Source organism: Streptomyces resistomycificus (assembly GCF_001514265.1).
GTDB lineage: Bacteria > Actinomycetota > Actinomycetes > Streptomycetales > Streptomycetaceae > Streptomyces > Streptomyces resistomycificus.
On the sequence record NZ_KQ948990.1, the window covers coordinates 532,735 to 558,753 of the forward strand.

A 26,019-nucleotide genomic window follows, 5' to 3' on the forward strand; every position below is an offset into this window, starting at 1 on the left:
CCGTCAGCGCCCGTTGAACGCGTCCTTCAGCCGCGAGAACAGTCCCTGCTGCCCCGGCTGGAACTGCCCCTGGGGCCGCTCCTCGCCGCGCAGCTTCGCGAACTCGCGCAGCAGGTGTTCCTGTTCGGGGTCGAGCTTGGTCGGGGTCTGGACCTCGACGTGCACGATGAGGTCGCCCCGGCCGCCGCCGCGCAGGTGGGTCACGCCCCGGCCGTGCAGCGGGATCGACTGGCCGGACTGGGTGCCCGGGCGGATGTCGACCTCCTCCAGGCCGTCCAGCGTCTCCAGCGGGACCTTGGTGCCGAGGGAGGCCGCAGTCATCGGGATGGTGACCGTGCAGTGCAGGTCGTCGCCCCGGCGCTGGAACTGCGCGTGCGGCAGCTCGTGGATCTCGACGTACAGGTCACCGGCGGGACCGCCGCCGGGCCCGACCTCGCCCTCGCCGGCGAGCTGGATGCGGGTGCCGTTGTCGACACCGGCGGGGATCTTGACGGTCAGGGTCCGGCGCGAACGGACGCGGCCGTCGCCGGCGCACTCCGGGCACGGCGTCGGGACGACCGTGCCGAAGCCCTGGCACTGCGGGCAGGGGCGCGAGGTCATGACCTGGCCCAGGAAGGACCGCGTCACCTGCGACACCTCACCGCGGCCGCGGCACATGTCACACGTCTGCGCGGAGGTCCCCGGCGCCGCACCCTCACCGCTGCAGGTGGTGCAGACGATCGCCGTGTCGACCTGGATGTCCTTCGTGGTGCCGAAGGCCGCCTCGTCGAGCTCGATCTCCAGCCGGATCATCGCGTCCTGGCCGCGCCGGGTGCGCGAACGCGGACCCCGCTGGGACGCCGTACCGAAGAAGGCGTCCATGATGTCCGAGAAGTTCCCGAAGCCGCCCGCACCGAAGCCGCCCGCGCCGCCGGCGCCGCCCGCCTGCGAGAGCGGGTCACCACCGAGGTCGTAGACCTGCTTCTTCTGCGGGTCCGACAAGACCTCGTAAGCGGCGTTGATCTCCTTGAACCGCTCCTGGGTCTTCGGGTCCGGGTTGACGTCCGGGTGCAACTCGCGTGCGAGCCGACGGAACGCCTTCTTGATCTCATCCTGCGACGCGTCGCGGCGCACGCCGAGAACGGCGTAGTAGTCCGTGGCCACTTACGACTCCGCCAGGATCTGTCCGACGTACCGTGCCACTGCGCGTACCGCTCCCATCGTTCCCGGGTAATCCATGCGGGTCGGTCCGACCACGCCGAGCTTGGCGACTGCCTCGCCGCCCGAACCGTAGCCGACCGACACCACCGAAGTGGAGTTGAGCCCCTCATAGGCGTTCTCGTGACCGATGCGTACGGTCATGCCCGAATCCCCCGCCTCGCCAAGGAGCTTGAGGAGCACGACCTGCTCCTCGAGTGCCTCCAGGACGGGCCGGATGGTGAGGGGAAAGTCATGTCCGAAGCGGGTGAGATTGGCGGTGCCGCCGATCATCAACCGCTCCTCGTTCTCCTCGACGAGGGTCTCCAGCAAGGTGGAGAGCACCGTCGAGACCGTGCCGCGGTCCTCGAGGTCGAAGCCCTCGGGCAGATCCTCGACCAGCTGCGGCACATCGGCGAAACGGCGACCGGCGACCCGGCTGTTGAGCCGTGCCCGCAGATCGGCCAGCGAGGCCTCGCCGAACGGCGCCGGGCAGTCGACCATGCGCTGCTCGACCCGCCCCGTGTCCGTGATCAGGACCAGCATCACACGCGCGGGCGCCAGCGACAGCAGCTCCACGTGCCGCACCGTCGACCGTGTGAGCGACGGGTACTGCACGACGGCGACCTGCCGTGTCAGCTGCGCCAGCAGCCGCACGGTCCGCGCCACGACGTCGTCGAGATCGACCGCGCCGTCCAGGAAGTTCTGGATCGCCCGCCGTTCCGGCCCGGTCATCGGCTTGACGCCGGCCAGCTTGTCGACGAACAGCCGATAGCCCTTGTCGGTGGGGATCCGCCCGGCGCTGGTGTGCGGCTGGGCGATGTACCCCTCGTCCTCCAGGGCCGCCATGTCGTTGCGCACGGTCGCCGGGGAGACACCGAGGCTGTGCCGCTCGGTGAGCGCCTTGGAGCCGACGGGCTCCTCGGTGCCGACGTAGTCCTGGACGATGGCGCGCAGCACCTGGAGCCTTCGCTCACTCAGCATCGCGCACACCTCCAGAAGTCGACGCCCCGGCCTTTCCCCTGGCACTCTTCCCATCCGAGTGCCAGCACACACGGGGCCAGTGTACGGCCGTGGGGTACGCCCCGGGCAAGGCCGGTCGTGGGTCGTGATGCCCGGAGGTGCTGTTCTGGCTAGCGTCGCGGTATGACGGTGACTTGGGAAGAGCTGGGGTGGGAACGGTTGGCGGCCGGGGTCGGGCGGTGCCGGCTGCCGGGCTGGGACTGCACGGCCGGGCTGGTCGTCGGGGCGGGCACGGCCCTGGTGGTCGACGCCGGGTCGAGCCTGGCGGAGGGCGCGCGGCTGCGGGCTCGGGCACGGGAACTCGCCGGGCACCGTGTGACTCATCTCGCGCTGACCCACCCGCACTTCGACCATGTCTTCGGGGCGGCGGCGTTCGCGGGCGCGGAGGTCTTCGGCGCGGTCGGCATCGACACCGTCCTCACCGCCCGGCACGGCCGTGACGAGCTGCGCGCGGACGCCGTACGCAACGGGCTGGAGGCCGGCACGGCGGACGAGGCCGTCGACGCGCTGACCGTGCCCCGCCACCACGTCTCGGGTGAGTGGACCCTCGACCTGGGCGGCGGCCGCCAGGTCCTGCTGGCGAACGTGGGCCCGGCCCACACGGCCCACGATCTCGTGGTCCTCGTGCCCGGCTCGCCCGAGGTGGTCTTCTGCGGTGACCTGGTCGAGGAGTCCGGCGAACCCCAGGCCGGTCCCGACGCCGTGCCCTCCCACTGGCCGGCCGCCCTCGACCGGCTGCTGGACCTCGGCGGCGAGGACGCGCTGTACGTGCCCGGTCACGGAGCGGTGGTGGACGCGGCGTTCGTCCGGGCGCAGCGGGACGCCCTGGCGGCGCGTTTCGGCGTGTCGTGAGGACCCCGCCGCCTCTTCTCCTATCGTCATCCGAATGCGCCAGTACTCTCCGGACCTGACCCCGCCGTGGAAGAAGCCCAAGCCCGTACCCGAGGTCCCGGCGGAGCCCGGCCTCGTGGTCGAGGAGCCGGGGACGGGTTTCTGCGGTGCGGTGATCCGTTGCGAGGCGGGCACGGTCACCCTGGAGGACCGCTTCGGCAAGCACCGGGTGTTCCCGATGGAGCCGCGGGGCTTCATGGTGGAGGGCCGCGTGGTGACCCTCGTACGGCCTCCGTCGGGGCCGGCGCGTCCCTCCCGGACGGCCTCCGGCTCGGTGGCCGTCCCCGGCGCACGCGCGCGCGTGGCCCGTGCCGGGCGCATCTACGTCGAGGGCCGGCACGACGCCGAGCTCGTCGAGAAGGTGTGGGGTGACGACCTGCGCGTCGAGGGCGTGGTCGTGGAGTACCTGGAGGGCGTCGACGACCTGCCCTCGATCGTCGCGGACTTCGATCCGGGCCCGGACGCCCGTCTGGGCATCCTCGTGGACCACCTCGTCCCCGGCACGAAGGAGTGGCGCATCGCCGAGTCGGTGACCAGTGAGCACGCCCTGGTGGTGGGCCACCCCTACATCGACATCTGGGAGGCGGTGAAGCCGTCGGCGGTGGGGATCGAGGCGTGGCCGCGGGTCCCGCACGGCCAGGACTGGAAGAAGGGCGTGTGCCGGGCGCTCGGCTGGCCGGACAACACGGGCGCGGTCTGGCAGGCGATCCTGAAGCGGGTGGGCTCCTACAAGGACCTGGAGCCGGAGCTGCTGGGCCGGGTGGAGGAGCTGATCGACTTCGTCACGGCTCCCGGCGACTGAGCGCTCAGTCCACCAGGTCCCGCACCACCGCGTCCGCCAGCAGCCGCCCGCGCAGGGTGAGCACCGCGCTCCCCTGCTCGTACGGCTCCTCCTGGAGCAGACCGTCCGACCGTGCCCGGCGGGAGGCCTCGAGACCGTCCGCCCGCAGGAGGTCCAGCGGCACCCCCTCCCGAAGCCGCAGCTCCAGCAGGATGCGCTCCACCCGACGGTCCTCCTCCGACAGCAGCTCCCGCCCGGCGCCCGGCGACCGGCCGGCCGCCAGCGCCGCCGCGTACGCCCCCGGATGCTTGACGTTCCACCAGCGCACCCCGCCCACGTGGCTGTGGGCTCCGGGCCCGGCACCCCACCAGTCGGCGCCCCGCCAGTACAGCTCGTTGTGCAGGCAGCGGCCCGCCTGCGAGGTCGCCCAGTTCGACACCTCGTACCAGTCGAAACCGGCCGCGGACAGCAGCTCCTCCGCGATCAGGTACCGGTCCGCGTGCACGTCGTCGTCGGTCATCGGGACCTCGCCGCGCCTGATCCGCCGGGCCAGCTGCGTGCCCTCCTCGACGATCAGCGCGTACGCCGACACATGGTCGGGTCCGGCCGCCAGCGCCGCCTCCAGGGACGCCCGCCAGTCGTCGTCCGACTCCCCCGGGGTGCCGTAGATCAGGTCGAGGTTCACATGGTCGAAGCCGACCGCGCGGGCCTCCGCGACGCACGCCTCCGGGCGCCCCGGCGTGTGGGTGCGGTCCAGTACGCGCAGCACGTGCTGCCGCGCGCTCTGCATGCCGAAGGAGATCCGGTTGAAGCCGCCCCGGCGCAGCTCGGCGAGGTACGCCGGGTCCACCGACTCGGGGTTCGCCTCCGTGGTGACCTCGGCGTCGGCGGCCAGGCCGAACTCGTCGCGGATCGCCCCCAGCATCCGCACGAGGTCCCCCGCGGCCAGCAGCGTGGGCGTGCCGCCGCCGACGAAGACCGTGCGGACCTCGCGGGGGTCGTCGCCGAGGACCTTGCGGGCCAGGCGGATCTCGTCGATCAGGGTGTCCGCGTAGTTGTCGCGGGAGGCGAGGACCCCGCCGGTGCCGCGCAGCTCGGTGGCCGTGTAGGTGTTGAAGTCGCAGTAGCCGCAGCGGGTCGCGCAGTACGGGACGTGCAGGTAGAACCCGAGGGGGCGGTCGGCCGCCCCGGCGAGCGCGGGCGCGGGCAGGGCACCGTCGTCGGGGACGGGCTCGCCGTCGGGGAGTGCGGAAGGCATGCCCTCCATTGTCCAGCACGCGCGGCACCGGCCTACTCGGCCTGCAGCACCAGCAGCGCCAGGTCGTCCTCCGGCGGCCGCACCCCGAAGGCGTGCACCAGCCGCTTGATGCGCTCCGCGATCAGCTCCGCGTCGAGCCCCGCGCACCCCGCCAGCGCCTCGGCCAGCCCGTCCTCGTCGTCGAACTGGCGCGATCCGCTGCGCCGCTCGGTGACCCCGTCGGTCACGCACAGCAGGCTGTCGCCGGGCCGCAGCTCGAAGGTCTCGCTGGTGTACGTGGCGTCCTCGACGACCCCGAGGAGGGTCTGCGGGTGCGCTGCCGTACGGACCTCGCCGCCCGCCCCGAGAAGCAGCGGGAGGGGGTGCCCGGCGGAGGCGAGGGTGATGCGTACCCCGCCGTCGAAGGGGGCCAGCTCGCCGTAGAGGAGGGACAGGAAGCGGGTCTGCGGGCCGTCGCCGGGGCCCAGGGGCCGGCCGCCCGCGGAGGCCAGCGCGCGGGCGGCGGCGTCCGCGGCCTCCGTCGCGTCGTCGAGGAGCAGCTGGTTGAGGCGGTCCAGGACGTCGGCGACCCGGTAGCCCTCGCGGGCCAGCAGCCGCAGCCAGGGCCGGGCCAGGCCGATGACGACGGCGGCCTCGGGCCCCTTGCCCTGGACGTCGCCGACGGCGAAGCACCAGCGGCCGTCGCCGGCCGGGAAGAGGTCGTAGAAGTCGCCGCTGGGTCCGCCCTTGTCGCACGGCTCGTACACCAGGGCGCTGCGCACCCCCGGTATCTCGGCCACCGCGCCGGGCAGCAGTCCACGCTGGAGGACGGCGCTGATGGTGGCCTGCCGGGTGTACTGGCGGGCCGCGCCGATGGCGAGGGCCACCCGGCGGCTGAGGTCCTCGATCAGTCCGGTGATCTCGTCGGGGAAGGGCACCAGCCCGGTCCGGCCGATGACCAGGGTGCCCAGCGGGCGGCCGCCGGCCGCGAGGCGGAAGGCGAGCGCGGCCCCGTGGGTGCCGTGCGGGCCGAGCGCCTCGCCCGGCCACGGGAAGGGCGCCGGGCCGGGCCGGGACGGGTCGGGCGGACGTGGTGGTTCCTTCTCCAGGGCCTGGCGCAGCTCCTCGATGCGGTTCTCGCTGCCGTGCCACACCCGGGCCAGGCGCGGCCCCGCCCCGCAGGTCCCGTCGGCCGCCCAGCCGCTGCGGCCCCCGGTGAGCTCGTCCTCCAGCCACACCGCGCACCAGTCGGCCAGCCGCGGCACGATCAGCTGCCCGGCGAGCGCCGCCACCAGGTTCTCGTCGAGCTGTCCGGCGAGCAGGTCGGAGGCCTCGGCCAGGAAGGAGAGGGCGCCGCGGTTGAGCCAGTCCCGGTCCTGCTCGGTGCGTCGCGGCTCCGGGGCGAGTATCCCGGCCACCCGCAGCCCGCGCCTTCCGGTGTACGACTCGCGGGCGTCGGCGGACGACTCGCCCTGCGCGGACAGCCGCGCCCAGACCGTCTTGGCGCCGGTGCGGTAGGTGACGCCCCAGGACTCGGCGAGGGCCGCGACCAGCCTGAGACCACGTCCGTAGTCCGCCGGCTCGTACGACGCTTCGGCTGAGCCGTCACGTGGGGGGCGCGAGGGGTGGTGGTCCAGGACCTCCACGACGAGGGCGCCGGTCTCCGGCTCCAGCCGGCAGTCCAGCTCGACGTCGGTGCCGGCGTGCACGACGGCGTTGGTGACCAGCTCGCTGACGACGACCACGGCGTCGCCGGCCTGCCGGTCGGTGAGGTGTGCGGTGCCGGGCAGGCCGCGTTCGGTCCACTCGGCGAGCGCCCCGCGTAACAGCGCGCGGGCGGCGCCCGGCGCGTGGGAGCTGCCGGGCAGAGCGACGTGCGCCTCGGCGCGCGCGGGCACGTCCTCGGGCGGACGCGCCTCGGCGCGCGGGGGCGCGCTCTCGTGCGCAGGCGCATCAGAGGCACGGGCAACGGTCTCCCGTTGCGTCGGAATGGCCCCCATCTACAGCTCCCCGAGCGGTTCGGACGAATACGCCTCAGTCGATGCCGCCAGAGTGACAGACTGGCCACGCCCATAAGCGCCGAGTTACCGAAGTGGGCCGCCATGAGTGAGAACAGTGCTACGCGTGTGCTCGAAGAGGGACAGAAAGATGGCCTGATTCGAGCATCGGATCTGCGTCCTCTGCTCGCCGCGATGACCGCCGCCCGGGACGGTGACCTCTCCAAGGTGCCGGAGTCCGGCCACGGTCTGGTGGCCGAACTGACCGCCGTCTTCAACCAGATCATGGACCGCAGCACGCACTTCAACACGGAAGTGCAGCGCGTGAAGCGCGAGTTGGTGCGGCACGGCCGGCTCGACGAGCGCCTCTCGGCCAGTCCCGGCCAGGGCGCCTGGACCTCGCGGGTCAACGACGTGAACCAGTTGCTGGACGCCCTGGTGGCCCCGGCGGCCAACGCCACGCGGGTGCTGGACGCGGTGGCCGGCGGCGATCTGACCCAACGGGTCGACCTGCACGACGGCAACCGGCAGTTGCGCGGGGACCTGCGGCGCCTGGGCCGTGCCGTGAACAAGATGGTCGACCAGCTGTCGCTGTTCACCGGCGAGGTGACCCGGGTGGCCCGTGAGGTCGGCACCGAGGGGCGGCTCGGCGGGCGGGCCAAGGTGACGGGCCTGTCCGGAAGCTGGCGGGACGTGACCGAGGCGGTCAACACCATGGCGTCCCGGCTGACGGCCCAGGTGCGCGACATCGCCCTGGTGACCACGGCGGTGGCGCGCGGCGACCTGACCCGTACGGTCACGGTCGAGGCGACCGGCGAGCTGCTGGAACTGAAGCTGACCGTGAACACGATGGTGGACCAGCTGTCCGCCTTCGCCGACGAGGTCACGCGGGTGGCCCGCGAGGTCGGAACCGAGGGCCAGCTCGGCGGCCGCGCCCAGGTCAGAGGCGTCAGCGGGGTCTGGAAGGACCTCACCGACAACGTCAACTTCATGGCCTCGAACCTGACCTCGCAGGTCCGCAACATCGCCCAGGTCACCACCGCCGTCGCCAACGGCGACCTGAGTCAGAAGATCACCGTCGACGCCCAGGGCGAGATCCTGGAGCTGAAGTCGACCATCAACACCATGGTCGACCAGCTCTCCGCCTTCGCCGACGAGGTCACCCGGGTGGCCCGCGAGGTCGGCACCGAGGGCAACCTCGGCGGCCGCGCCCAGGTCAGAGGCGTCAGCGGGGTCTGGAAGGACCTCACCGACAACGTCAACTTCATGGCGGACAACCTGACTTCCCAGGTCCGCAACATCGCCCTGGTGTCCACGGCCGTGGCGCAGGGCGATCTCGGCAAGAAGATCACCGTGGAGGCGAAGGGCGAGATCCTGGAGCTGAAGTCGACCATCAACACCATGGTCGACCAGCTCTCCGCCTTCGCCGACGAGGTCACCCGGGTGGCCCGCGAGGTCGGCACCGAGGGCAACCTCGGCGGTCAGGCCCAGGTGCGGGGTGTCTCCGGGGTCTGGAAGGACCTCACCGACAACGTCAACTTCATGGCCCTGAACCTGACCTCGCAGGTCCGCAACATCGCCCAGGTCACCACCGCCGTCGCCAACGGCGACCTCTCCAAGAAGATCACCGTGGACGCCCGCGGCGAGATCCTCGAGCTGAAGGACACCGTCAACACGATGGTGGAGCAGCTGCGCGCCTTCGCCGACGAGGTGACCCGGGTGGCCCGCGAGGTCGGCACCGACGGCCGGCTCGGCGGCCGCGCCCAGGTGCTGGGTGTCTCCGGCGTCTGGCGGGACCTCACCGACAACGTCAACTACATGGCCGACAACCTGACCTCGCAGGTCCGCAACATCGCCCAGGTCACCACCGCCGTCGCCAACGGCGACCTCTCCAAGAAGATCGACGTGGACGCGCGCGGCGAGATCCTGGAGCTGAAGACGGCCATCAACACCATGGTCGACACGCTGTCCTCCTTCTCCTCCGAGGTCACGCGGGTGGCCCGGGAGGTGGGCTCAGAGGGCCAACTGGGCGGCCAGGCACGCGTGGAGGGCGTCTACGGCACCTGGAAGCGCCTGACGACGAACGTGAACGAGCTGGCGTCCAACCTGACCACCCAGGTCCGGGCGATCGCCGAGGTCGCCTCGGCCGTGGCGCAGGGCGACATGTCCCGCTCGATCACCGTGGAGACGCAGGGCGAGGTGGCCGAGCTGAAGGACAACATCAATTTGATGGTCGCCAACCTCCGCGAGACCACCCGCGCCAAGGACTGGCTGGAGTCGAACCTGGCCCGGCTGGCCGCGCTGATGCAGGGCCACCGGGACCTGATGGAGGTCGCCGACCTGATCCTGCGCGAGCTGACCCCGCTGGTCAACGCGCAGTACGGCGCGTTCTTCCTGGCCGACCCGGACGAGGACGGCGCCTCGCTGCGCACAACCGTTCCTGCGAAGGGACTCGCGTTCATCGCCGGCTACGGCTCGGCCCAGGGCGCGACCGTGGACACCGGGGGCATGCCGGTGCACGGACTCGTACGCCAGGCCGCCCGCGAGAAGAAGCGGATCCTGGTGGAGGAGGCCCCGCCGGACTACATCAAGATCAACAGCGGGCTCGGTGAGGCCGCCCCGGCCAGTGTCGTCATCATCCCGATCCTCTTCGAGGACAAGCTCCTCGGCGTGATCGAGCTGGCGTCCTTCTCCCGCTTCTCCGACGTCCACCTGGCCTTCTTCGACCAGTTCGTGAACACCATCGGCGTCGCCATCAACACCATCATCGCCAACTCCCGCACGGAGTCGCTGCTCGGCGAGTCCCAGCGCCTGGCGATGCAGCTCCAGGAACGCTCGGACGAACTGCAGAGTCAGCAGGCCGAGTTGCAGCGCTCCAACGCGGAACTGGAGGAGAAGGCAGCCCTGTTGGCCACTTCCTCGCAGTACAAGTCGGAGTTCCTGGCGAACATGTCGCACGAACTGCGCACCCCGCTGAACTCCCTGCTGATCCTCGCCCGGCTGCTGTCCGACAACCCGGACGGCCATCTCTCCGACCAGGAGGTGCAGTTCGCGACGACCATCCACCGATCGGGCTCCGACCTCCTCCAGCTGATCAACGACATCCTGGACCTCTCGAAGATCGAGGCCGGCCGCATGGACGTACGGCCCAAGCGGCTGCCGTTGATCAAGCTCCTCGACTACGTCCACGCCACCTTCCGACCGCTCACCCTGGACCGCGGGCTCGCCTTCGAGGTGACGGTCGGCGAGGACGTGCCGCGCGAGATGTACTCGGACGAGCAGCGCCTGCAGCAGATCCTGCGCAACCTGCTCTCCAACGCGATCAAGTTCACCGCCACCGGCCGGGTCGAGCTGCGGGTCAACCGGCTCAAGGATCCCGAGCACCGCTATGTCCGCGACAGCGACGAGGTGATCGCCTTCGCGGTCTTCGACACCGGCATCGGCATCGCCTCCGAGAAACTCCCGGTGATCTTCGAGGCGTTCCAGCAGGCCGACGGCACCACGAACCGCAAGTACGGCGGCACCGGCCTCGGCCTGTCCATCAGCCGGGAGATCGCGGGCCTGCTCGGCGGCCGTATCGTCGCCGAGAGCGAACCGGGCGAGGGATCCACCTTCACGCTGTACGTCCCCGTCGTCAGCCCCGGCCACTCGGCCACCGGGCCGGTCCCCGAGGACCGTCCGCTGCCGGCGCCGGAGGAGCTGTCGACCGATCCCTTCCACGCCGCGCACGACACGGACGACTCCTGGCCCACGCCGACCAAGCTGGAGGAATGGACGTCGGGCCGGGCCGGTCAGGTCCTGGCCGGGCGGCGGGTACTGATCGTGGACGACGACATCCGCAACGTCTTCGCCCTCACCCACGTCCTGGGGCGGGTCGGGATGCCCGTCCTCTACGCGGAGAACGGCCGCGAGGGCATCGAGACACTGGAGCGCAACCCGGACGTCGAACTCGTCCTGATGGACATCATGATGCCGGAGATGGACGGCTACGAGACCATCGCCGCCATCCGCCGCACCCCCCGCTGGACGGGCCTGCCCATCGTCGCCCTCACCGCGAAGGCGATGCCGGGAGACCGCGAGAAGTCCATCGCGCGGGGCGCCAACGACTACGTACCGAAGCCGGTGGACGTCGACCAGCTGCTGACGGTCGTCTGCGCACTCCTGGACCCCGAGAGCCCGGACGACGAGGAGCACGCCGAGGTCGAGGAACTCGTGGTCCCACCGGCCGACGACTGAATGGGGTCAGTCACATGAGCGCTGAGGCAACGACCGACGACCGTGCGGGCATCCTCCTGGTCGACGACATGGAGGACAACCTGATAGCGCTGGAGGCCGTCCTGGGGTCCCTCAACGAACCGCTGTTCAGAGCACGTTCGGGCGAGGAGGCGATGAAGGCGCTGCTCCGGCGGCAGTTCGCCCTCGTCCTGCTCGACGTACGCATGCCGGGCATGGACGGTTTCGAGACCGCCGCGAACATCAAACGGCTCGACCAGACCAAGGACGTCCCGATCATCTTCCTGACCGGCACGGAGGACGACTCCGGCTTCGCCTTCCGCGGCTACGCGACGGGGGCGGCCGACTTTCTGACCAAGCCGTTCGATCCGTGGGTACTGCGGGCCAAGGTCACCGTCTTCCTGGACCTGCACCGGAAGAACCAGCAGCTGCGGCGGCTGCTGGCCCAGGAGCACACGGAGTACCAGGAGGTGAACGGTCGGCTGGCCGCGCTGGAGAGGCAGTTGGAGCAGGACCCGCCCCCTGACCCACGGGTGCTGCACACACAGGTCAGGGAGCTACGGCAGCTGGTGACCCGAGGACGCGCGAACTGACCTCGGGGCGCGGGGGCCCGACCTCGGGAGTGCGGGCCAACGACCTCGGGAGCGCGGGGGCCCGACCTCGGGAGTGCGGGGAACCGCACGACCGGCCACGGCATGCCGTCAGCCGCCCGAACAGTCCCCCGCCCCTGACTACGCCTCGCGCGACCCCGCGTACATCTCGTCGATGAGGTGCTTGTACTCCCGCTCCACCACGGGCCGCTTCAGCTTCAGGCTCGGCGTGATCTCCCCGTGCTCCACGTCGAGATCCCGCGGCAGCAACCGGAACTTCTTGATCGTCTGCCAGCGCTGAAGCCCCTCGTTGAGCTCCTTGACGTACCCCTCGACCATGGAGACCGTGGCCGGCGCGGCGACGACCTCCGCGTACGGCTTCCCCTCCAGCCCGTTCTCCTGCGCCCACTGGAGGATCGACGGCTCGTCCAGCGCGATCAGCGCGGTGCAGAAGTTCCGGTCGGCGCCGTGCACCAGGATGTTGGAGACGTACGGGCACACCGCCTTGAACTGGCCCTCGACCTCCGCCGGCGCGATGTACTTGCCGCCGGACGTCTTGATGAGGTCCTTCTTGCGGTCGGTGATCCGCAGGTACCCGTCGGGCGACAGCTCGCCGATGTCGCCGGTGTGGAACCAGCCGTCCGACTCCAGCACCTCGGCGGTCTTCTCGGGCAGCCCGTGGTAGCCCTCCATGATGCCGGGGCCGCGCAGCAGGATCTCGCCGTCGTCGGCGATCCGCACCTCCGTGCCGGGCAGCGGCTTGCCGACCGTGCCGGTGCGGTAGGCCTCGCCGGGGTTCACGAAGGAGGCGGCCGACGACTCGGTGAGGCCGTAGCCCTCGAGGATGTGGATGCCGGCGCCGGAGAAGAAGTAGCCGATCTCGGGCGAGAGCGCGGCGGAACCGGAGACGCACGCCCGCAGGTTGCCGCCGAACGCCTCACGGATCTTGGCGTACACGAGCGCGTCGGCGGCCTTGTGCTTGGCCGAGAGTCCGAAGGGAGCCGACGCGCTGCCGGTGCGCCGGAAGTTGTCCTGGGTGACCTTGGCGTACTCGCGGGCCACGCCGGCCGCCCACTGGAAGATCTTGTACTTGGCGCCGCCGCCCGCACGGGCCTTCGCGGCGACCCCGTTGTAGACCTTCTCGAAGATGCGCGGGACGGCCGCCATGTACGTCGGCTGCACGATCGGCAGATTCTCGATGATCTTGTCGACGCGGCCGTCGACGGCGGTGACGTGCCCGACCTCGATCTGGCCGGAGGTGAGCACCTTGCCGAAGACGTGCGCCAGCGGCAGCCACAGGTACTGCACGTCCTCGCTGCTGACCAGGCCGGTGGCGGCGATCGCCTTCGCCATGTACGACCAGTTGTCGTGCGGGAGGCGTACGCCCTTGGGGCGGCCCGTGGTGCCCGAGGTGTAGATGAGGGTGGCGAGCTGGTCCTTGGTGATCGCCCCGACCTTCTCCTTGATCAGGTCGGGGTTCTTCTCCAGGTACGCGGCACCGCGCTGCTCCAGCTCGGCGAGCGTGAGCACCCAGTCGCCGGTCTCGGCGTCGGCCGGGTCGATCACCACGACATGGGTGAGGTCGGGCAGCTCGGCGTGCTTCTCGCGCGCCTTGGCCAGCTGCTCGGCGTTCTCCGCGAACAGGACCCTGCTGCCGGAGTCCGCGAGGATGAACGCCGACTCCTCGGCGTTGGTCTGCGGATAGATCGTGGTGGTGGCGGCGCCGGCGCACAGGATGCCCAGGTCCGCGAGGATCCACTCGACCCGGGTCGAGGAGGAGAGGGCGACCCGCTGCTCCGGCTGCACGCCGAGCTCGATCAGGCCCGCTGCGATGGCGTAGACCCGCTCGGCTGTCTGCCCCCAGCTCAGCGACTTCCAGTCGTCCGGGCCTTCACCGGACGCGGGAGGCACGGGATAGCGGTATGCCTCGGCGTCCGGTGTGGCCGCCACGCGCTCCAGGAAGAGGGCCGCCACGGTCGGCGGGCGGTTCTCGATCAGTGTCTGTGTGTCGCTCACGACATCCTCCGGGGCCCGCGACGGTGCGGCTGGCTGAGTTGCGGCTGAGTTCACTGCGGTTCACTGCGGTTCACTGTGGTGCTCGGTCACTCGTGGTCGGTTGTTTAACTCACGAGTAACTATGGAGCAGAGATCAGAGTAGAGCGCGACCGGCCGGTGCGTAAGGGGCGGCGGCCTGTCACTTCCTACAGAGAGCGACGCTACGCACGCGTAGGGGCCCGCCGCGGGAAGACGCGGCGGGCCCCTGTTCACGCGGTCACGGGACGGCTACTTCTTGCCCTTGCCGGATCCCGCGCTGTCGTCGCTGCTCAGTACGGCGATGAAGGCCTCCTGCGGAACCTCCACAGACCCCACCATCTTCATCCGCTTCTTGCCCTCCTTCTGCTTCTCCAGCAGCTTCCGCTTACGGGAGATGTCACCGCCGTAGCACTTGGCGAGGACGTCCTTGCGGATGGCGCGGATGGTCTCGCGGGCGATCACCCGGGAGCCGATGGCCGCCTGCACGGGGATCTCGAAGGCCTGGCGCGGGATCAGCTCGCGCAGCTTGGCGACGAGCCGCACTCCGTACGCGTACGCCGCGTCCCTGTGTGTGACCGCCGAGAAGGCGTCGACGCGGTCACCGTGCAGCAGGATGTCGACCTTCACCAGCTGGGCGTCCTGCTCGCCGGTGGGCTCGTAGTCCAGCGAGGCGTAGCCGCGGGTCTTGGACTTCAGGTTGTCGAAGAAGTCGAAGACGATCTCCGCGAGGGGGAGCGTGTAGCGGATCTCGACACGGTCCTCGGAGAGGTAGTCCATGCCGAGGAGCGTGCCGCGACGGGTCTGGCAGAGCTCCATGATCGAGCCGATGAACTCGCTGGGGGCGAGGATCGTGGCCCGGACGACCGGCTCGAAGACCTTGTCGATCTTGCCCTCGGGGAACTCGCTCGGGTTGGTGACCGTGTGCTCCTTCCCGTCCTCCATGATCACGCGGTAGACCACGTTGGGCGCGGTGGCGATGAGTTCGAGGTTGAACTCGCGCTCCAGGCGCTCACGGATGACGTCCAGGTGCAGCAGGCCGAGGAAGCCGACGCGGAAGCCGAAGCCGAGGGCCGCGGAGGTCTCGGGTTCGTAGACCAGCGCGGCGTCGTTGAGCTGGAGCTTGTCCAGCGCCTCGCGGAGGTCGGGGTAGTCCGAGCCGTCCAGCGGATAGAGGCCGGAGAAGACCATCGGCTTCGGGTCCTTGTACCCGCCGAGGGCCTCGGTGGCGCCCTTCTCCTTGCTGGTGATCGTGTCACCGACCTTGGACTGACGGACGTCCTTCACGCCGGTGATGATGTAGCCCACCTCGCCGACGCCGATGCCGTCGGCCGGGGTCATCTCGGGCGACGAGACGCCGATCTCCAGGAGCTCGTGCGTGGCGCCGGTCGACATCATCTTGATGCGCTCGCGCTTGTTGAGCTGCCCGTCGATGACACGGACGTACGTCACCACGCCACGGTAGGAGTCGTAGACCGAGTCGAAGATCATCGCGCGGGCGGGGGCGTCCTTGACACCGACCGGGGCCGGGACGTCGCGGACGACCCGGTCCAGGAGCGCGTCCACACCGACGCCGGTCTTCGCCGAGACCTTGAGCACGTCCTCGGGCTGGCAGCCGATGAGGTTGGCGAGCTCCTCGGAGAACTTCTCCGGCTGGGCGGCCGGCAGGTCGATCTTGTTCAGTACGGGGATGATCTTGAGGTCGTTCTCCATCGCCAGGTACAGGTTGGCGAGGGTCTGGGCCTCGATGCCCTGGGCCGCGTCGACGAGGAGCACGGTGCCCTCGCAGGCCGCGAGGGACCGCGAGACCTCGTAGGTGAAGTCGACGTGCCCCGGGGTGTCGATCATGTTGAGGATGTGCGTGTCGCTCTTGTCGTGGGTGGGGGCCCACGGCAGACGCACCGCCTGTGACTTGATCGTGATGCCGCGCTCGCGCTCGATGTCCATGCGGTCGAGGTACTGGGCACGCATCTGCCGCTGCTCGACCACTCCGGTCAGCTGGAGCATCCGGTCGGCGAGGGTGGACTTGCCGTGGTCGATGTGCGCGATGATGCAGAAGTTGCGGATCAGCGCCGGGTCGGTACGGCTCGGCTCGGGCACATGGCTAGGGATCGCGGGCACGCAGGGTCCTGATTCTTGAGGCGTCCGCAGTGTCTGCGGTCTCGGGTCGGATCGATACGTAGCCTCCATGGTCCCACGGGTGGGGACCGGCGACCGGTTTGGGCCACTCGACGTCCCGCTGGTAGCCTGGGTGGCTGTGCCTCATGCCCTCTCAGCACGAGGCCGTCTTGAAGAAATCATCGGCACGGGACCTCCGCGGCCCCGTGCCTGAACCTGTAGAGGCTCATTCGTGGCGAACATCAAGTCCCAGATCAAGCGGATCAAGACCAACGAGAAGGCTCGGCTGCGCAACAAGGCCGTCAAGTCCTCCCTGAAGACCGCGATCCGCAAGGCCCGTGAGGCCGCTGCCGCGGGTGACGCCGAGAAGGCCACCGAGTACCAGCGCGCTGCCGCGCGTCAGCTCGACAAGGCCGTCTCCAAGGGCGTCATCCACAAGAACCAGGCCGCCAACAAGAAGTCGGCGCTTGCTTCGAAGGTCGCGTCCCTCAAGGGCTGACACCTTCTCTTGATCTGACCGCCGGAGGGAATCGAGCGGGCCCTCTCTCATCCGCTCCCGTCCGGCACTCCGAGTCTGTACGCGGCCTGCGTTCGCCACGCGGGTACGGACTCACCTTCTGTGAACCGAGGCCCCGACTCCCCGCCCTTCCCCAGGGCGGGCGGCGGGGCCTTCGGCGTACCGGCGGTGGCCGCCTGCCGGATGCGCCTGACGTGCTCGCCTACGACCAGAACTCGTTGTTCTTGTCGATGTCCTCGACGCACTCGTCGAGATCGGTGACCATGTCCCCGACGAACCGGAAGATGATGCATCCGGTGTCGTCGAGCCGCTTGCCGTTGCGCTCGGCGGTGAACCGGTTCATGCCGACGGCGTGGCCGCGGCCGTCGACACAGATGCCGATCAGCTCGGCCCGCATCGTCCCGTTGGTCTCCTCACCGAGTCGCCGGTACATGTCGAGAATCGCGTCCCGGCCCTTGAAGTCGCCGGAGAGCGGGTGGCTGCCGGGCACGTGGTGCGTGGCGTCGCTCGCTATCAGCTCCCGCATGGTGTCCATGTCCCCGCGGCTGAAAGCCTCGAAGCCCTTGCGGACGAGCGCTGCGTGCGGGTGTTCGGCCATCGTGATCGCCACCTCTCCATGTGTTCGGCGATGCTTCGGCCAGTACCTACGATTCTCCTCCGCGCGGCGCCCGGTGCGACTGGATCACTGTCCCCGGCCCCGGGAGCGCGCGGCCCGCGCGATCGTCACGACCGCCTTCTCCAAGGCGTACTCGGGGTCGTCCCCGCCGCCCTTCACTCCCGCGTCCGCCTCGGCGACCGCCCGCAGTGCGACGGACACGCCGTCCGGCGTCCAGCCGCGCATCTGCTGGCGCACCCGGTCGATCTTCCACGGCGGCATCCCGAGCTCCCGCGCGAGGTCCGCGGGCCGTCCCCCACGCGCCGACGACAGCTTGCCGATCGCCCGCACGCCCTGGGCGAGGGCGCTGGTGATCAGCACCGGCGCGACGCCGGTGGCCAGCGACCACCTGAGTGCCTCCAGCGCCTCCGCGGCCCGGCCCTCCACGGCCCGGTCGGCGACGGTGAAACTCGACGCCTCGGCCCGCCCCGTGTAGTACCGCCCCACAACGGCCTCGTCGATCGTCCCCTCGACATCGGCGACCAGCTGGGACACGGCGGACGCCAGCTCCCGCAGATCACTGCCGATGGCGTCGACAAGCGCCTGACAGGCCTCGGGCGTCGCGGACCGCCCGGTCGTCCGGAACTCACTCCGTACGAACGCCAGCCGGTCGGCCGGCCTCGTCATCTTGGGACACGCCACCTCCCGCGCCCCCGCCTTGCGCGCGGCATCAAGGAGCGCCTTGCCCTTGGCGCCGCCCGCGTGCAGCAGCACGAGCGTGATCTCCTCGGCGGGCGCCCCGAGATACGCCTTCACGTCCTTGACGGTGTCGGCCGACAGGTCCTGCGCATTGCGCACGACGACGACCTTCCGCTCCGCGAAGAGCGACGGGCTGGTCAACTCCGCGAGCGTCCCCGGCTGTACCTGCTCCGACGACAGATCACGCACGTCCGTGTCGGAATCGGCAGCCCTGGCAGCGGCCACCACCTCCCGCACAGCCCGATCCAGCAACAGCTCCTCCTGGCCGACGGCAAGCGTCACCGGGGCGAGAGGATCCTCATCAGCAGTTTTCCTGGCCATCGCGTACAGCATGGCATGGGGCACTGACAGCACGGGGCCGGCAGCGGGGGTTGACCGTGGGCGGGGGCGTACGGCGGCGCGCAGGCTCGGGGCCGGGACTTGGGCCCGGGGCTCGGGGCCCGGGGGGGGGAGCGCCCAAGCTTGGGCCGGGCTTGGGGCTCGGGGGCAGCGCCCGGGCTCGGTGCCGGGCTTAGGGCTTGGAGCGCGGGGCCCGGAGGGCAGCGCCCGGGCTCGGAGCCGGGACTTGGGCCCGGGGCTCGGGGCCCGGAGGGCAGCGCCCGGGCTTTGGGCCCGGGGGCAGCGCCCGCGTTCCCGGCCCGGGGGCCCGGCTCCCAGGTCAGCGTCTGAAGGGCGGGACGCCTGGGGCCCGGGGCTCGGGGCCCGGAGGGCAGCGCCCGGGCTTGGGGCCCGGGGGCAGCGCCCGCGTTCCCGGCCCGGGGGCCCGGCTCCCGGGTCAGCGTCTGAGGGCGGGACGCCGTCGCTCGCGCCGGTGTGAACCCCGCGCTCCCGCGATCCCCGCTCTCGGCTCAGCCGAGCCCGGCCAGAACGGTCACGGCTCCTCCCGCCACCCGTCCCACTCCCCCGCGAACTCGTCCAGCTCCCGGGGGTCCAACCGCTCCGCCTCGTCCCGCAGCACGACCAGCCACTGCGCGTCCTCCGCGTCGTCCTCCCCGGCCAGGGCATCCCGAACCAGCTGCGGCTCCTCGCCGACCCCGAACCGCTCCCGCAGCGCCTCGGCCGCCTCCTCCGCGGCATCCCGGTCAGGCAGCACCAGCACATGTCTCACATCGCTCACCAAGCCATTGTCAGGCACCCCACCCGGTCCTCCTCACCCCGCCCACCCCGCCCGTCCCACTCGTCCCACGCGCCCCGCCGGACTCAGTCCGCCGGACCCACTCCGGGCCCACTCCACCCGACTCCCTCCGCCCGGCTCACCCCGTCCCGTCCGCACCCCTCACCACCGGCACACGGTCCAAGGCGACACCGAACCGTTCCCGGTACACCGCCAACACCTCCTCGTCCTCACCCAGCTCGCGTTCCTCCCGCGACCCGTCGGCGCCCGTCACCTTGAAGCGACGCCCGCTGAGCGTGATCCGTCCCCCGTCCTCCGTGACCCGCGAGCAGACCAGCGACTGCGTGAAGTGCGACCGCGGCGACGTGCTGTGCCACCAGGCTCCGGCCACGAAGTCCTGAAGCCCCCGGGGCCGCACCTCCAACCGGTACTGGGCCCTGCCGCCCATCACCACGTCCAGGTCGGCCTCACCACCCCCGCTCCGCACCCCGGAAGCGTCCGGCCCCGCTTCCACGACCCGAAACGTCCCGCCGGGATCCTCCTGCTCCCCCCGCGCCCCGAACGCCAGGGGGTAGTGACTGTGCGCCCCGAACCCGACGTCGGCCAGCCACTCACTCCCGTCCACCGTCCGCACCCGCAGCGCGAGATGGTCGTACGGAATCCCGAGCCGCCCCTCCTCCCCGTACACCCGGCCCGCCAGGCGCGTGACGTCGAAGCCGAGCGCGGTGAGCAACATCCCGAAAGCTCCGTTGAGTTCGTAACAGAACCCTCCCCTGCGCGCACCCACCACCTTGTCCAGCAGCCGCTTCTCCTCCAGCACGATCTCCTCCCCGAGATGGACGGACAGGTTCTCGAACGGCACGGTCTGCAGATGGCGCAGATGCAGATCGCGCAGCACGTCGACGGTGGCGCTGCCGGTGGACTCAGCGGGAGCGTCACCGACACCGGTGAAGCGCGCCGGCCGCTCGACTCCCAGGCGGCGGAGATAGGCATCAACCTGTGCGGAATTCATGGCCTCAGTCTTGCGCGACCCGCAGCTCCCCGCCGCCCGTACCGGCGACCGCGAGGGCCCCGTCCCGGTCGGTCCGCAGCACCACGGCGCCCCCGGCCCGCAACGCCGCGACCGTGCTGGGAGCCGGGTGGCCGTACGGGTTGTCGGCACCGCAGGAGATGAGCGCCAGTCGCGGGGCCACCCTGCGTATCAGCTCGGGGTCCTGATAGGCCGAGCCGTGGTGGGCCACCTTCAGGACGTCCACCTCGGCCAGCCGCGCCCCCGCGGGTGACCTCAACAACTCCTGCTGCGCCGGGGGTTCGAGATCCCCCAGCAGCAGGAACCGCAGCCCCGCCGACCTGACGAGCAACGTGACACTCGCGTCGTTGGGCCCCTCCGGTTCCGACGCCGAGCGGGGTGGCGGCCACACCACCTCCCAGGACAGCGCCTGCGTCCGCCGCTTCTCCCCGGCCACCCCCCGCGTCACCGGAACACTCCGTGCCGCCGCCTCCCTCCGTACGAACTCGGCCTGATCGGCGGGCTCTTCGTACCCCGTGGTCTCGATCGCCCCGACCGAACGTCCGCGCAGAACGCCGGGCAGTCCCGCGACATGGTCCGCGTGGAAGTGGGTCAGCACGACCAGCGGGACCTTGGTGATGCCGAGGGCGCGCAGACAGTGGTCGACCAGCCCCGGATCAGGTCCCGCGTCCACGACCACGCCCGTGCCCTCGCCCGCCGCGAGCACCATCGCGTCGCCCTGTCCCACATCGCACATCGCCAGCCGCCAGCCCGGCGGGGGCCAGCCCGTGATCACCCTGGTGAGCGGTGGCGGCTGCACGATCGCCAGCAGGACCAGCAGCCCGCCGGCGGCGCAGAGCCAGGGATGCCCCAGCAGCCGTCGCCCCACGAGCAGGACCACCATCGTCACGAGGAGCAGCAGTGCCGCCCCGGCCCAGCTATCCGGCCAGTCCACTCCCCCGCCGGGCAGCGCGGCCCCCGTACGGGCGATCTCCGCGATCCACTCCGCCGGCCAGCCGGCGCACCAGGCCAGTGCCTTGGCCACAGGCATCGTCACAGGGGCCACCGCCAGGGCCGCGAAGCCCAGCACGGTGGCCGGCGCGACCGCGAACTCCACCAGGAGGTTGCACGGCACCGCCACCAGGCTCACCCGCGCCGACAGCACGGCGACCACCGGCGCACACAGGGCCTGCGCGGCGGCCGCGGCCGCGAGTGCCTCGGCTGGCCTCGGCGGAACCCGACGCCGTCGCAGTGCCAGGCTCCAGCGGGGCGCCAGCGTGAGCAGGGCGCCGGTGGCCAGGACGGAGAGCAGGAAGCCGTAACTCCGGGCCAGCCACGGGTCGTACAGCACCAGCAGCAGAACGGCCGTCGCCAGGGCCGGGATCAGTGATCTGCGGCGGCCGGTCGCGAGGGCGAGCAGTGCGACGGCTCCGCAGGCCGCGGCCCGCAGCACGCTCGGGTCCGGTCGGCACACGACGACGAACCCGAGGGTGAGCACCCCACCGAGCAGCGCGGTCGTCCGCAGGGAGATGCCGAGGCGGGGCGCGAGTCCCCGCCGCTCGGCCAGCTGGGCCAAGCCGGGCGGACCGACCAGCAGGGCCAGAATGATCGTGAGGTTGCTTCCGGAGACGGCCAGCGTGTGCGCGAGGTCGGTCTCCTTGAACGCCTCGTCCAGTTCGGGGCTGATCCGGGCGGTGTCCCCGACGACGAGTCCCGGCAGCAGCGCCCGCGCGTCCGCCGACAGCCCGTCCGTGGCCTCTCGCAGCCCCGCGCGCAGCCGCCCCGCGAAGCGCTGCGCCGTCGACGGCTCCCCCACGATCTCCGGCGCCGCCCCGCTCCGCACCCGCAGCACGGCCGCGACACGGTCGCCGCCCATCACGGCGGGCGCGAGCCGGGCGGTCACCCGCAGCCGTGTGGACGGCAGCAGCCCCAGCCAGGGTGACCGCCGCGGCCCCTCCGCAAAGGCCTCCGACCCCGCGCCGAATGCCCGGCCGCTCCCCGCGCGCACGTCGACGAGCACCAACACCGGCGTACGCGTCATCGTCGTCGCCCCGCGCACCGCCTGGACGCGCCGTACCTCGGCGTTGATCAGCACCGAGACCGGCGCCGCGTGGTTTCCCCTGATACGGGGCCGGGTGAGCCGGGGATCCGAGGTCACCTCGATCTCGGCGGTCACGGTGGCGTACTCCCGCGCCAGTGCCGGCACCGGCCCACGCCGCAGATCGGCCCCGTGCAGCCCGGCGGACACGGCCGCGGCTCCCACACACAGCAGCACGGCGGCGACCGAGACCCGCGGCCAGGTGACGTCCGCGGGCCCAGCTCGCCTTCCCCGCAGGGACAGGAGCAGGACACCGGCCGCGGCAAGACACCCGACGGCAAGGACGGTGACCCACCCAGGCGGGGCGCCCAGCGCCAGCGCGGCCGTCGCCCAGGCGGCGAGCGCGGGTGGTACCAGACGGAGATCCGTGGGTCCTTCCTGCCGGGGATGAGCGTCTCCCAGCCGACTGCTGGAGACCTCGTGGACCGTGGGCCGGGGACCGGAGCCGGAATGTGTGCCCCCGGCTGGGCTCGGGCCGGGTTCCGGACGCGTGGCGTCGGTGTCGTGCGCGATCGGCGCGTCCGAGGGCCGCCTCATGGCCGTACGAGATTCCGCAGGTCGGCGAAGCGCCGGTCACCGATGCCGTTGACCTCGCGCAGCTCGTTCACCGAGCGGAAGCCGCCGTGCTGCGTGCGGTAGTCCAGGATGTGCCGCGCCAGCACCGGGCCGACCCCCGGCAGTGTGTCGAGCTGCTCCACGGTGGCGGTGTTGAGCGAGACCGGGCCGGCCGGCCCCGTCCCCGGCACCGGCCCCGCCGGTCCGCCGCCCGTACCTCCCACGTCGCCCGAGCCCGGCATCGCGGGAGCGGCGGAAGCCCCGACGATCACCTGCTCTCCGTCCACGAGGAACCGGGCGCGGTTGAGCCCGTCGGTGTTCGTACCGGAGCGCACCCCACCTGCCGCGCGCAACGCGTCGGCGACCCGCGAACCGGCCGGAAGGCGATGCACACCCGGCTCACGCACCTTGCCGCCGACGTCGACGACGATCTCGGCCCCGGCCGTTCCTACCGCGTTCGGCGCCCCCGCCGAGGTGTCGGGCGCCGCCGGCCCGCCGCCCCGATGCCCCTCCTCGTACGGAGCGGCCGCGCGCACCACCTCCGGCGCTCGGACGGATTCCGCCCGGCCGGCCCAGAAGTGCTGGACGGCGAACACCGCGGCGACGACGAGCAACACGGACAGCGCCACCACGCTCCGCCGTTCCAGACCACACCTCGTCTGCACCCACAGCGGCATCCGCTCCCACAGCGCAAGCCCGGCCGCCGCCCGCCGCCGCTCCGCCACGCCCGCGCCGCCGCCCACGCCCACGCCCACGTCGAGATCGACGCCGATGCCCACGCCCCCCTCGCCGGTCCCAGCCGATCCCGCCGATCCCGCCGACCTGTCCAGCCCGACCGCTTCGTCCAGGCCGACCGACCCTTCCACTCCGATCGAACCGACCGCCCCACCCAGCCCGACCGACCCACCCGCATCAACCAGCCCGGCCGAAGCGTGCCCAGCCCGCCTCGCCGACCGGCGCGTCCCAGACCCTTCCGACCCTGACCCCCCAGAGGCCACGTCGACCTCCTCGCCCTCCGCGATCCCTCCTCCCCCACCCGGCGGCCCTTTCCCCGACTCCCGCCACTCACCGATGCGTTCGGCGAGCTCGGCGCGGTCGGCGCGGTCGGCGAGCTCGGCGCGGTCGGCGAACAGCGCCTCCGCCCGGCGCCGGAGCTCGTCCGCGGAGGCGTGCCGGTGCCGGGCGCGGCCCCGGACGGGGGCCCGTCGATGCCGGGTGCGCCCGTCGGACGCAGGTCCGCGTCCCGGACCACTGGTTGCGTTCGCTGCGTGTGAGCGTGATCGAAGTGCCATGCGGCGAGGATCGCCCAGATCGCCACTTCCGCGATGATCTTGGTCAAATCCCGGGGATTACCACCCAGTTGTGGATAACTCCCTCACCCACACGAGTGCTCATACACGCGGCACGCGACCCAACGGCCGTGCCGCGCCCGCCCCGCAACCACCCCACGACCACCCACGACCACCCGCGGCCATCCGCGGCCATCCGCGGCCATCCGCGGCCACTCGTGTCCACCCCGCTCAGCTCAACGCGGCGAGACCACGACCCCCAACAACCCGGGCCCCGTATGCGCCCCGATCACCGCCCCGACCTCGCTCACATGCAGATCGACCAGCCCCGGCACCCGTACCCGCAGGCGTTCCGCCAGGGCCGCGGCGCGCTCGTGGGCGGCGAGATGGTGCACGGCGATGTCGACCTGCGCGCTTCCTGCCCGGTCCGCGACGATCTCCTCGAGGCGGGCGATGGCCTTCGACGCCGTCCGCACCTTCTCCAAGGGCTCGATCCGGCCGCCCTGGAGCTGCAGCAGCGGCTTCACCGCGAGCGCGGAGCCGAAGAGCGCCTGCGCGGCGCCGATCCGGCCGCCGCGGCGCAGGAAGTCGAGGGTGTCGACGTAGAAGTAGGCGGAAGTGCCCGCGGCCCGCTTCTCCGCGGCCGTGACGGCCTCGTCCACCGTGCCGCCGGCCTCCGCGGCCTCGGCGGCGGCGAGCGCGCAGAAGCCGAGGGCCATGGCGACCATCCCGGTGTCGACCACCCGCACCGGCACCGGCGCCTCGCGGGCCGCCACGACCGCGGCGTCGTGCGTGCCGGAGAGCTCCGCGGAAAGGTGCAGGGAGACGATGCCGGTGGCGCCGGCCTCCGCGACCTTGCGATAGGTCTCCGCGAAGACCTGGGGGCTGGGGCGCGAGGTGGTGACGGACCGTCGCTTCTGCAGCGCCTGGGCCAGGGAGCGGGTCGAGATCTCGGTGCCCTCTTCAAGTGCCTGGTCCCCGAGGACCACGGTCAACGGCACCGCGGTGATGCCGTGACGCTCCATCGTCCGCGGCGGCAGGTAGGCCGTTGAATCGGTGACGATCGCGACATGGCGGGACATGAGCTGGAGGTTACCTGGCGTAGCGCCCGCGCGGCAGCCCGGCCCCTGTCACCTGATCGCCCGTGTCCGGTTCAAGTCGTGCTCTCGGGGCGGGCCTTCTTCTGCCAGGGATAGGTGGGACGCGGGCTCGGCGGGGTGATGGCGGGCCGTGCGGGCTCCTCGGCGGCGGATGTGTGAGGGGTCTTCGGCCGGGTCTGCCGGGCCGTGCCGGTGTCCGCGACGGTCGGCGTCTGCGGCCACGGCGGCGGAGGTGTCGCGGAGGCGGGTTCCGAGGTCGTCCAGTGCCGCAGGGCGCCGGCCTCGACGTCGATCTGGGTGCTCAGCGCGTCCAGGTCGTCGTCGGCGAAGCGGCCGGCCCGGTCGCGGGCGGCCCAGCGTAGTGAGTCCGCCGAGTGGATGATCCGCTCGGTGCGCTCCCGCAGGGACGGCAGCCGCTCGCCCAGCGTGGACTTGTCGGGCTCGGACTCCAGGCGCCGCAGCTCGGCATCCAGTTCGTGCCCGTGCGCGCTGAGCCGCTCGAAGAGGCCCAGGGATTCCTTGAGGGACTCGTCCTCGGCCACGCCCGCGTGCAGCGCGTCCTGGGTGGCGCGCATCGAGGTGCGCAGCTTCAGCCTCAGCTGGGCGATCTCGCCCGCGGGGCCGAACTGGGCGAAGGACTTGGCGCGCAGCGTGTGGTCCTCGACTGTGCGCTTGGCCTGGGTGATGGTGCGGTCCACTCCGCGCTTGGCGGCACCCACCGCCTTCAGGGTGGCATAGGCGCCCAGGAAGACGCAGAGCACGAAGAGCAGGGCGGCCACTGCGAACACTGCTTCCACGAGCTCCTCCTCGGTCGGTCGCGGCACACGCCGCGCCGCTCTTCAACGGTAAACGCAACGGGCAGGCCCTGAGTTCCAGAAGAACCCCGAACCTGCCCGTAAGGGACTA

Annotated in this window: 19 protein-coding genes; 5 read left to right on the plus strand and 14 right to left on the minus strand. The window is 71.6% G+C overall.

Annotated features, from left to right (window positions below; genetic code table 11):
- Positions 1 to 3: 3 nt before the first annotated feature.
- Entirely contained in the window at positions 4 to 1,143 is a 1,140-nt protein-coding gene (gene dnaJ, locus AQJ84_RS12550) for a molecular chaperone DnaJ (RefSeq protein WP_030042993.1), read from the minus strand.
- Positions 1,144 to 2,160, minus strand: a complete 1,017-nt coding sequence (gene hrcA, locus AQJ84_RS12555; RefSeq protein ID WP_053190534.1) for a heat-inducible transcriptional repressor HrcA — start codon at positions 2,158 to 2,160, stop codon at positions 1,144 to 1,146.
- Between the two features lie 162 nt (positions 2,161 to 2,322).
- On the opposite strand from hrcA, the gene AQJ84_RS12560 reads away from it, so the two are divergent.
- Together AQJ84_RS12560 and AQJ84_RS12565 are read left to right on the plus strand one after the other, a co-directional pair.
- On the plus strand, positions 2,323 to 3,051 hold the full coding sequence (locus AQJ84_RS12560; RefSeq protein ID WP_030042990.1) for an MBL fold metallo-hydrolase: 729 nt from the start codon (positions 2,323 to 2,325) through the stop codon (positions 3,049 to 3,051).
- 34 nt (positions 3,052 to 3,085) lie between these two features.
- Complete coding sequence (locus AQJ84_RS12565) at positions 3,086 to 3,892, plus strand: DUF3097 domain-containing protein (RefSeq protein WP_030042989.1); 807 nt, start codon at positions 3,086 to 3,088, stop codon at positions 3,890 to 3,892.
- A 4-nt stretch (positions 3,893 to 3,896) separates the two neighbouring features.
- On the opposite strand, the gene hemW is transcribed toward AQJ84_RS12565, so the two are convergent.
- Both hemW and AQJ84_RS12575 read right to left on the minus strand, forming a co-directional pair.
- Positions 3,897 to 5,129 (minus strand): radical SAM family heme chaperone HemW, encoded by a 1,233-nt coding sequence (hemW, locus tag AQJ84_RS12570; RefSeq protein ID WP_030042988.1) that lies wholly within the window; start codon positions 5,127 to 5,129, stop codon positions 3,897 to 3,899.
- Between the two features lie 32 nt (positions 5,130 to 5,161).
- On the minus strand, positions 5,162 to 7,108 hold the full coding sequence (locus tag AQJ84_RS12575; protein ID WP_053190532.1) for an ATP-binding SpoIIE family protein phosphatase: 1,947 nt from the start codon (positions 7,106 to 7,108) through the stop codon (positions 5,162 to 5,164).
- 102 nt (positions 7,109 to 7,210) lie between these two features.
- Between AQJ84_RS12575 and AQJ84_RS12580 the strand changes: the two genes are divergently transcribed.
- Both AQJ84_RS12580 and AQJ84_RS12585 read left to right on the plus strand, forming a co-directional pair.
- Positions 7,211 to 11,341 carry a HAMP domain-containing protein gene (locus AQJ84_RS12580; protein WP_225889090.1) on the plus strand — a complete coding sequence of 1,377 codons (4,131 nt, stop codon included), beginning with the start codon at positions 7,211 to 7,213 and terminating at the stop codon, positions 11,339 to 11,341.
- A 14-nt stretch (positions 11,342 to 11,355) separates the two neighbouring features.
- A complete protein-coding gene (locus AQJ84_RS12585) occupies positions 11,356 to 11,931 on the plus strand; it encodes a response regulator (RefSeq protein ID WP_030042982.1) in 576 nt (191 codons plus the stop codon).
- Positions 11,932 to 12,069: 138 nt separating this feature from the next.
- Here AQJ84_RS12585 and AQJ84_RS12590 read toward each other — a convergent pair whose 3' ends face one another.
- Together AQJ84_RS12590 and lepA are read right to left on the minus strand one after the other, a co-directional pair.
- Entirely contained in the window at positions 12,070 to 13,944 is a 1,875-nt protein-coding gene (locus tag AQJ84_RS12590) for an AMP-dependent synthetase/ligase (RefSeq protein ID WP_053190530.1), read from the minus strand.
- A 267-nt stretch (positions 13,945 to 14,211) separates the two neighbouring features.
- Entirely contained in the window at positions 14,212 to 16,080 is a 1,869-nt protein-coding gene (gene lepA / locus AQJ84_RS12595) for a translation elongation factor 4 (RefSeq protein ID WP_030042979.1), read from the minus strand.
- A gap of 229 nt (positions 16,081 to 16,309) precedes the next feature.
- Between lepA and rpsT the strand changes: the two genes are divergently transcribed.
- Positions 16,310 to 16,576 carry a 30S ribosomal protein S20 gene (rpsT, locus tag AQJ84_RS12600; protein ID WP_030042978.1) on the plus strand — a complete coding sequence of 89 codons (267 nt, stop codon included), beginning with the start codon at positions 16,310 to 16,312 and terminating at the stop codon, positions 16,574 to 16,576.
- 220 nt (positions 16,577 to 16,796) lie between these two features.
- Here rpsT and AQJ84_RS12605 read toward each other — a convergent pair whose 3' ends face one another.
- The 8 genes from AQJ84_RS12605 to AQJ84_RS12640 all read right to left on the minus strand — a co-directional run bounded on the left by AQJ84_RS12605 (position 16,797) and on the right by AQJ84_RS12640 (position 25,910).
- The gene (locus tag AQJ84_RS12605) at positions 16,797 to 17,192 is read right to left on the minus strand and encodes a nuclear transport factor 2 family protein (RefSeq protein ID WP_030042977.1); all 396 of its coding nucleotides are present in this window, start codon (positions 17,190 to 17,192) and stop codon (positions 16,797 to 16,799) included.
- Positions 17,193 to 17,276: 84 nt separating this feature from the next.
- The gene (holA, locus tag AQJ84_RS12610; RefSeq protein ID WP_198536274.1) at positions 17,277 to 18,269 is read right to left on the minus strand and encodes a DNA polymerase III subunit delta; all 993 of its coding nucleotides are present in this window, start codon (positions 18,267 to 18,269) and stop codon (positions 17,277 to 17,279) included.
- A gap of 550 nt (positions 18,270 to 18,819) precedes the next feature.
- Positions 18,820 to 19,065 carry a hypothetical protein gene (locus tag AQJ84_RS12615; protein WP_030042975.1) on the minus strand — a complete coding sequence of 82 codons (246 nt, stop codon included), beginning with the start codon at positions 19,063 to 19,065 and terminating at the stop codon, positions 18,820 to 18,822.
- A 136-nt stretch (positions 19,066 to 19,201) separates the two neighbouring features.
- Positions 19,202 to 20,074 carry an arylamine N-acetyltransferase family protein gene (locus AQJ84_RS12620; RefSeq protein ID WP_030042974.1) on the minus strand — a complete coding sequence of 291 codons (873 nt, stop codon included), beginning with the start codon at positions 20,072 to 20,074 and terminating at the stop codon, positions 19,202 to 19,204.
- 4 nt (positions 20,075 to 20,078) lie between these two features.
- A complete protein-coding gene (locus AQJ84_RS12625; protein WP_079022619.1) occupies positions 20,079 to 22,706 on the minus strand; it encodes a ComEC/Rec2 family competence protein in 2,628 nt (875 codons plus the stop codon).
- Positions 22,703 to 23,503 (minus strand): helix-hairpin-helix domain-containing protein, encoded by an 801-nt coding sequence (locus tag AQJ84_RS44095; protein ID WP_374934946.1) that lies wholly within the window; start codon positions 23,501 to 23,503, stop codon positions 22,703 to 22,705. The genes AQJ84_RS12625 and AQJ84_RS44095 overlap by 4 nt, the downstream gene beginning before the upstream one ends.
- 746 nt (positions 23,504 to 24,249) lie before the next feature.
- Entirely contained in the window at positions 24,250 to 25,095 is an 846-nt protein-coding gene (locus AQJ84_RS12635; protein WP_030042970.1) for a DegV family protein, read from the minus strand.
- A 71-nt stretch (positions 25,096 to 25,166) separates the two neighbouring features.
- Positions 25,167 to 25,910 carry a hypothetical protein gene (locus tag AQJ84_RS12640; RefSeq protein WP_053190591.1) on the minus strand — a complete coding sequence of 248 codons (744 nt, stop codon included), beginning with the start codon at positions 25,908 to 25,910 and terminating at the stop codon, positions 25,167 to 25,169.
- Positions 25,911 to 26,019: the final 109 nt, after the last annotated feature.

Excerpts from the sequence above, each read along its gene's own strand:
- AQJ84_RS12580 (WP_225889090.1), top strand. The coding sequence starts at position 7,211 with ATGAGTGAGAACAGTGCTACGCGTGTGCTCGAAGAGGGACAGAAAGAT.
- hrcA (WP_053190534.1), bottom strand. The coding sequence starts at position 2,160 with ATGCTGAGTGAGCGAAGGCTCCAGGTGCTGCGCGCCATCGTCCAGGAC.
- AQJ84_RS12625 (WP_079022619.1), bottom strand. The coding sequence starts at position 22,706 with ATGAGGCGGCCCTCGGACGCGCCGATCGCGCACGACACCGACGCCACG.
- AQJ84_RS12565 (WP_030042989.1), top strand. The coding sequence starts at position 3,086 with ATGCGCCAGTACTCTCCGGACCTGACCCCGCCGTGGAAGAAGCCCAAG.
- AQJ84_RS12620 (WP_030042974.1), bottom strand. The coding sequence starts at position 20,074 with ATGAATTCCGCACAGGTTGATGCCTATCTCCGCCGCCTGGGAGTCGAG.
- AQJ84_RS12575 (WP_053190532.1), bottom strand. The coding sequence starts at position 7,108 with ATGGGGGCCATTCCGACGCAACGGGAGACCGTTGCCCGTGCCTCTGAT.
- hemW (WP_030042988.1), bottom strand. The coding sequence starts at position 5,129 with ATGCCTTCCGCACTCCCCGACGGCGAGCCCGTCCCCGACGACGGTGCC.
- AQJ84_RS12585 (WP_030042982.1), top strand. The coding sequence starts at position 11,356 with ATGAGCGCTGAGGCAACGACCGACGACCGTGCGGGCATCCTCCTGGTC.
- AQJ84_RS12560 (WP_030042990.1), top strand. The coding sequence starts at position 2,323 with ATGACGGTGACTTGGGAAGAGCTGGGGTGGGAACGGTTGGCGGCCGGG.
- AQJ84_RS12635 (WP_030042970.1), bottom strand. The coding sequence starts at position 25,095 with ATGTCCCGCCATGTCGCGATCGTCACCGATTCAACGGCCTACCTGCCG.
- holA (WP_198536274.1), bottom strand. The coding sequence starts at position 18,269 with ATGGCCAGGAAAACTGCTGATGAGGATCCTCTCGCCCCGGTGACGCTT.
- AQJ84_RS12605 (WP_030042977.1), bottom strand. The coding sequence starts at position 17,192 with ATGGCCGAACACCCGCACGCAGCGCTCGTCCGCAAGGGCTTCGAGGCT.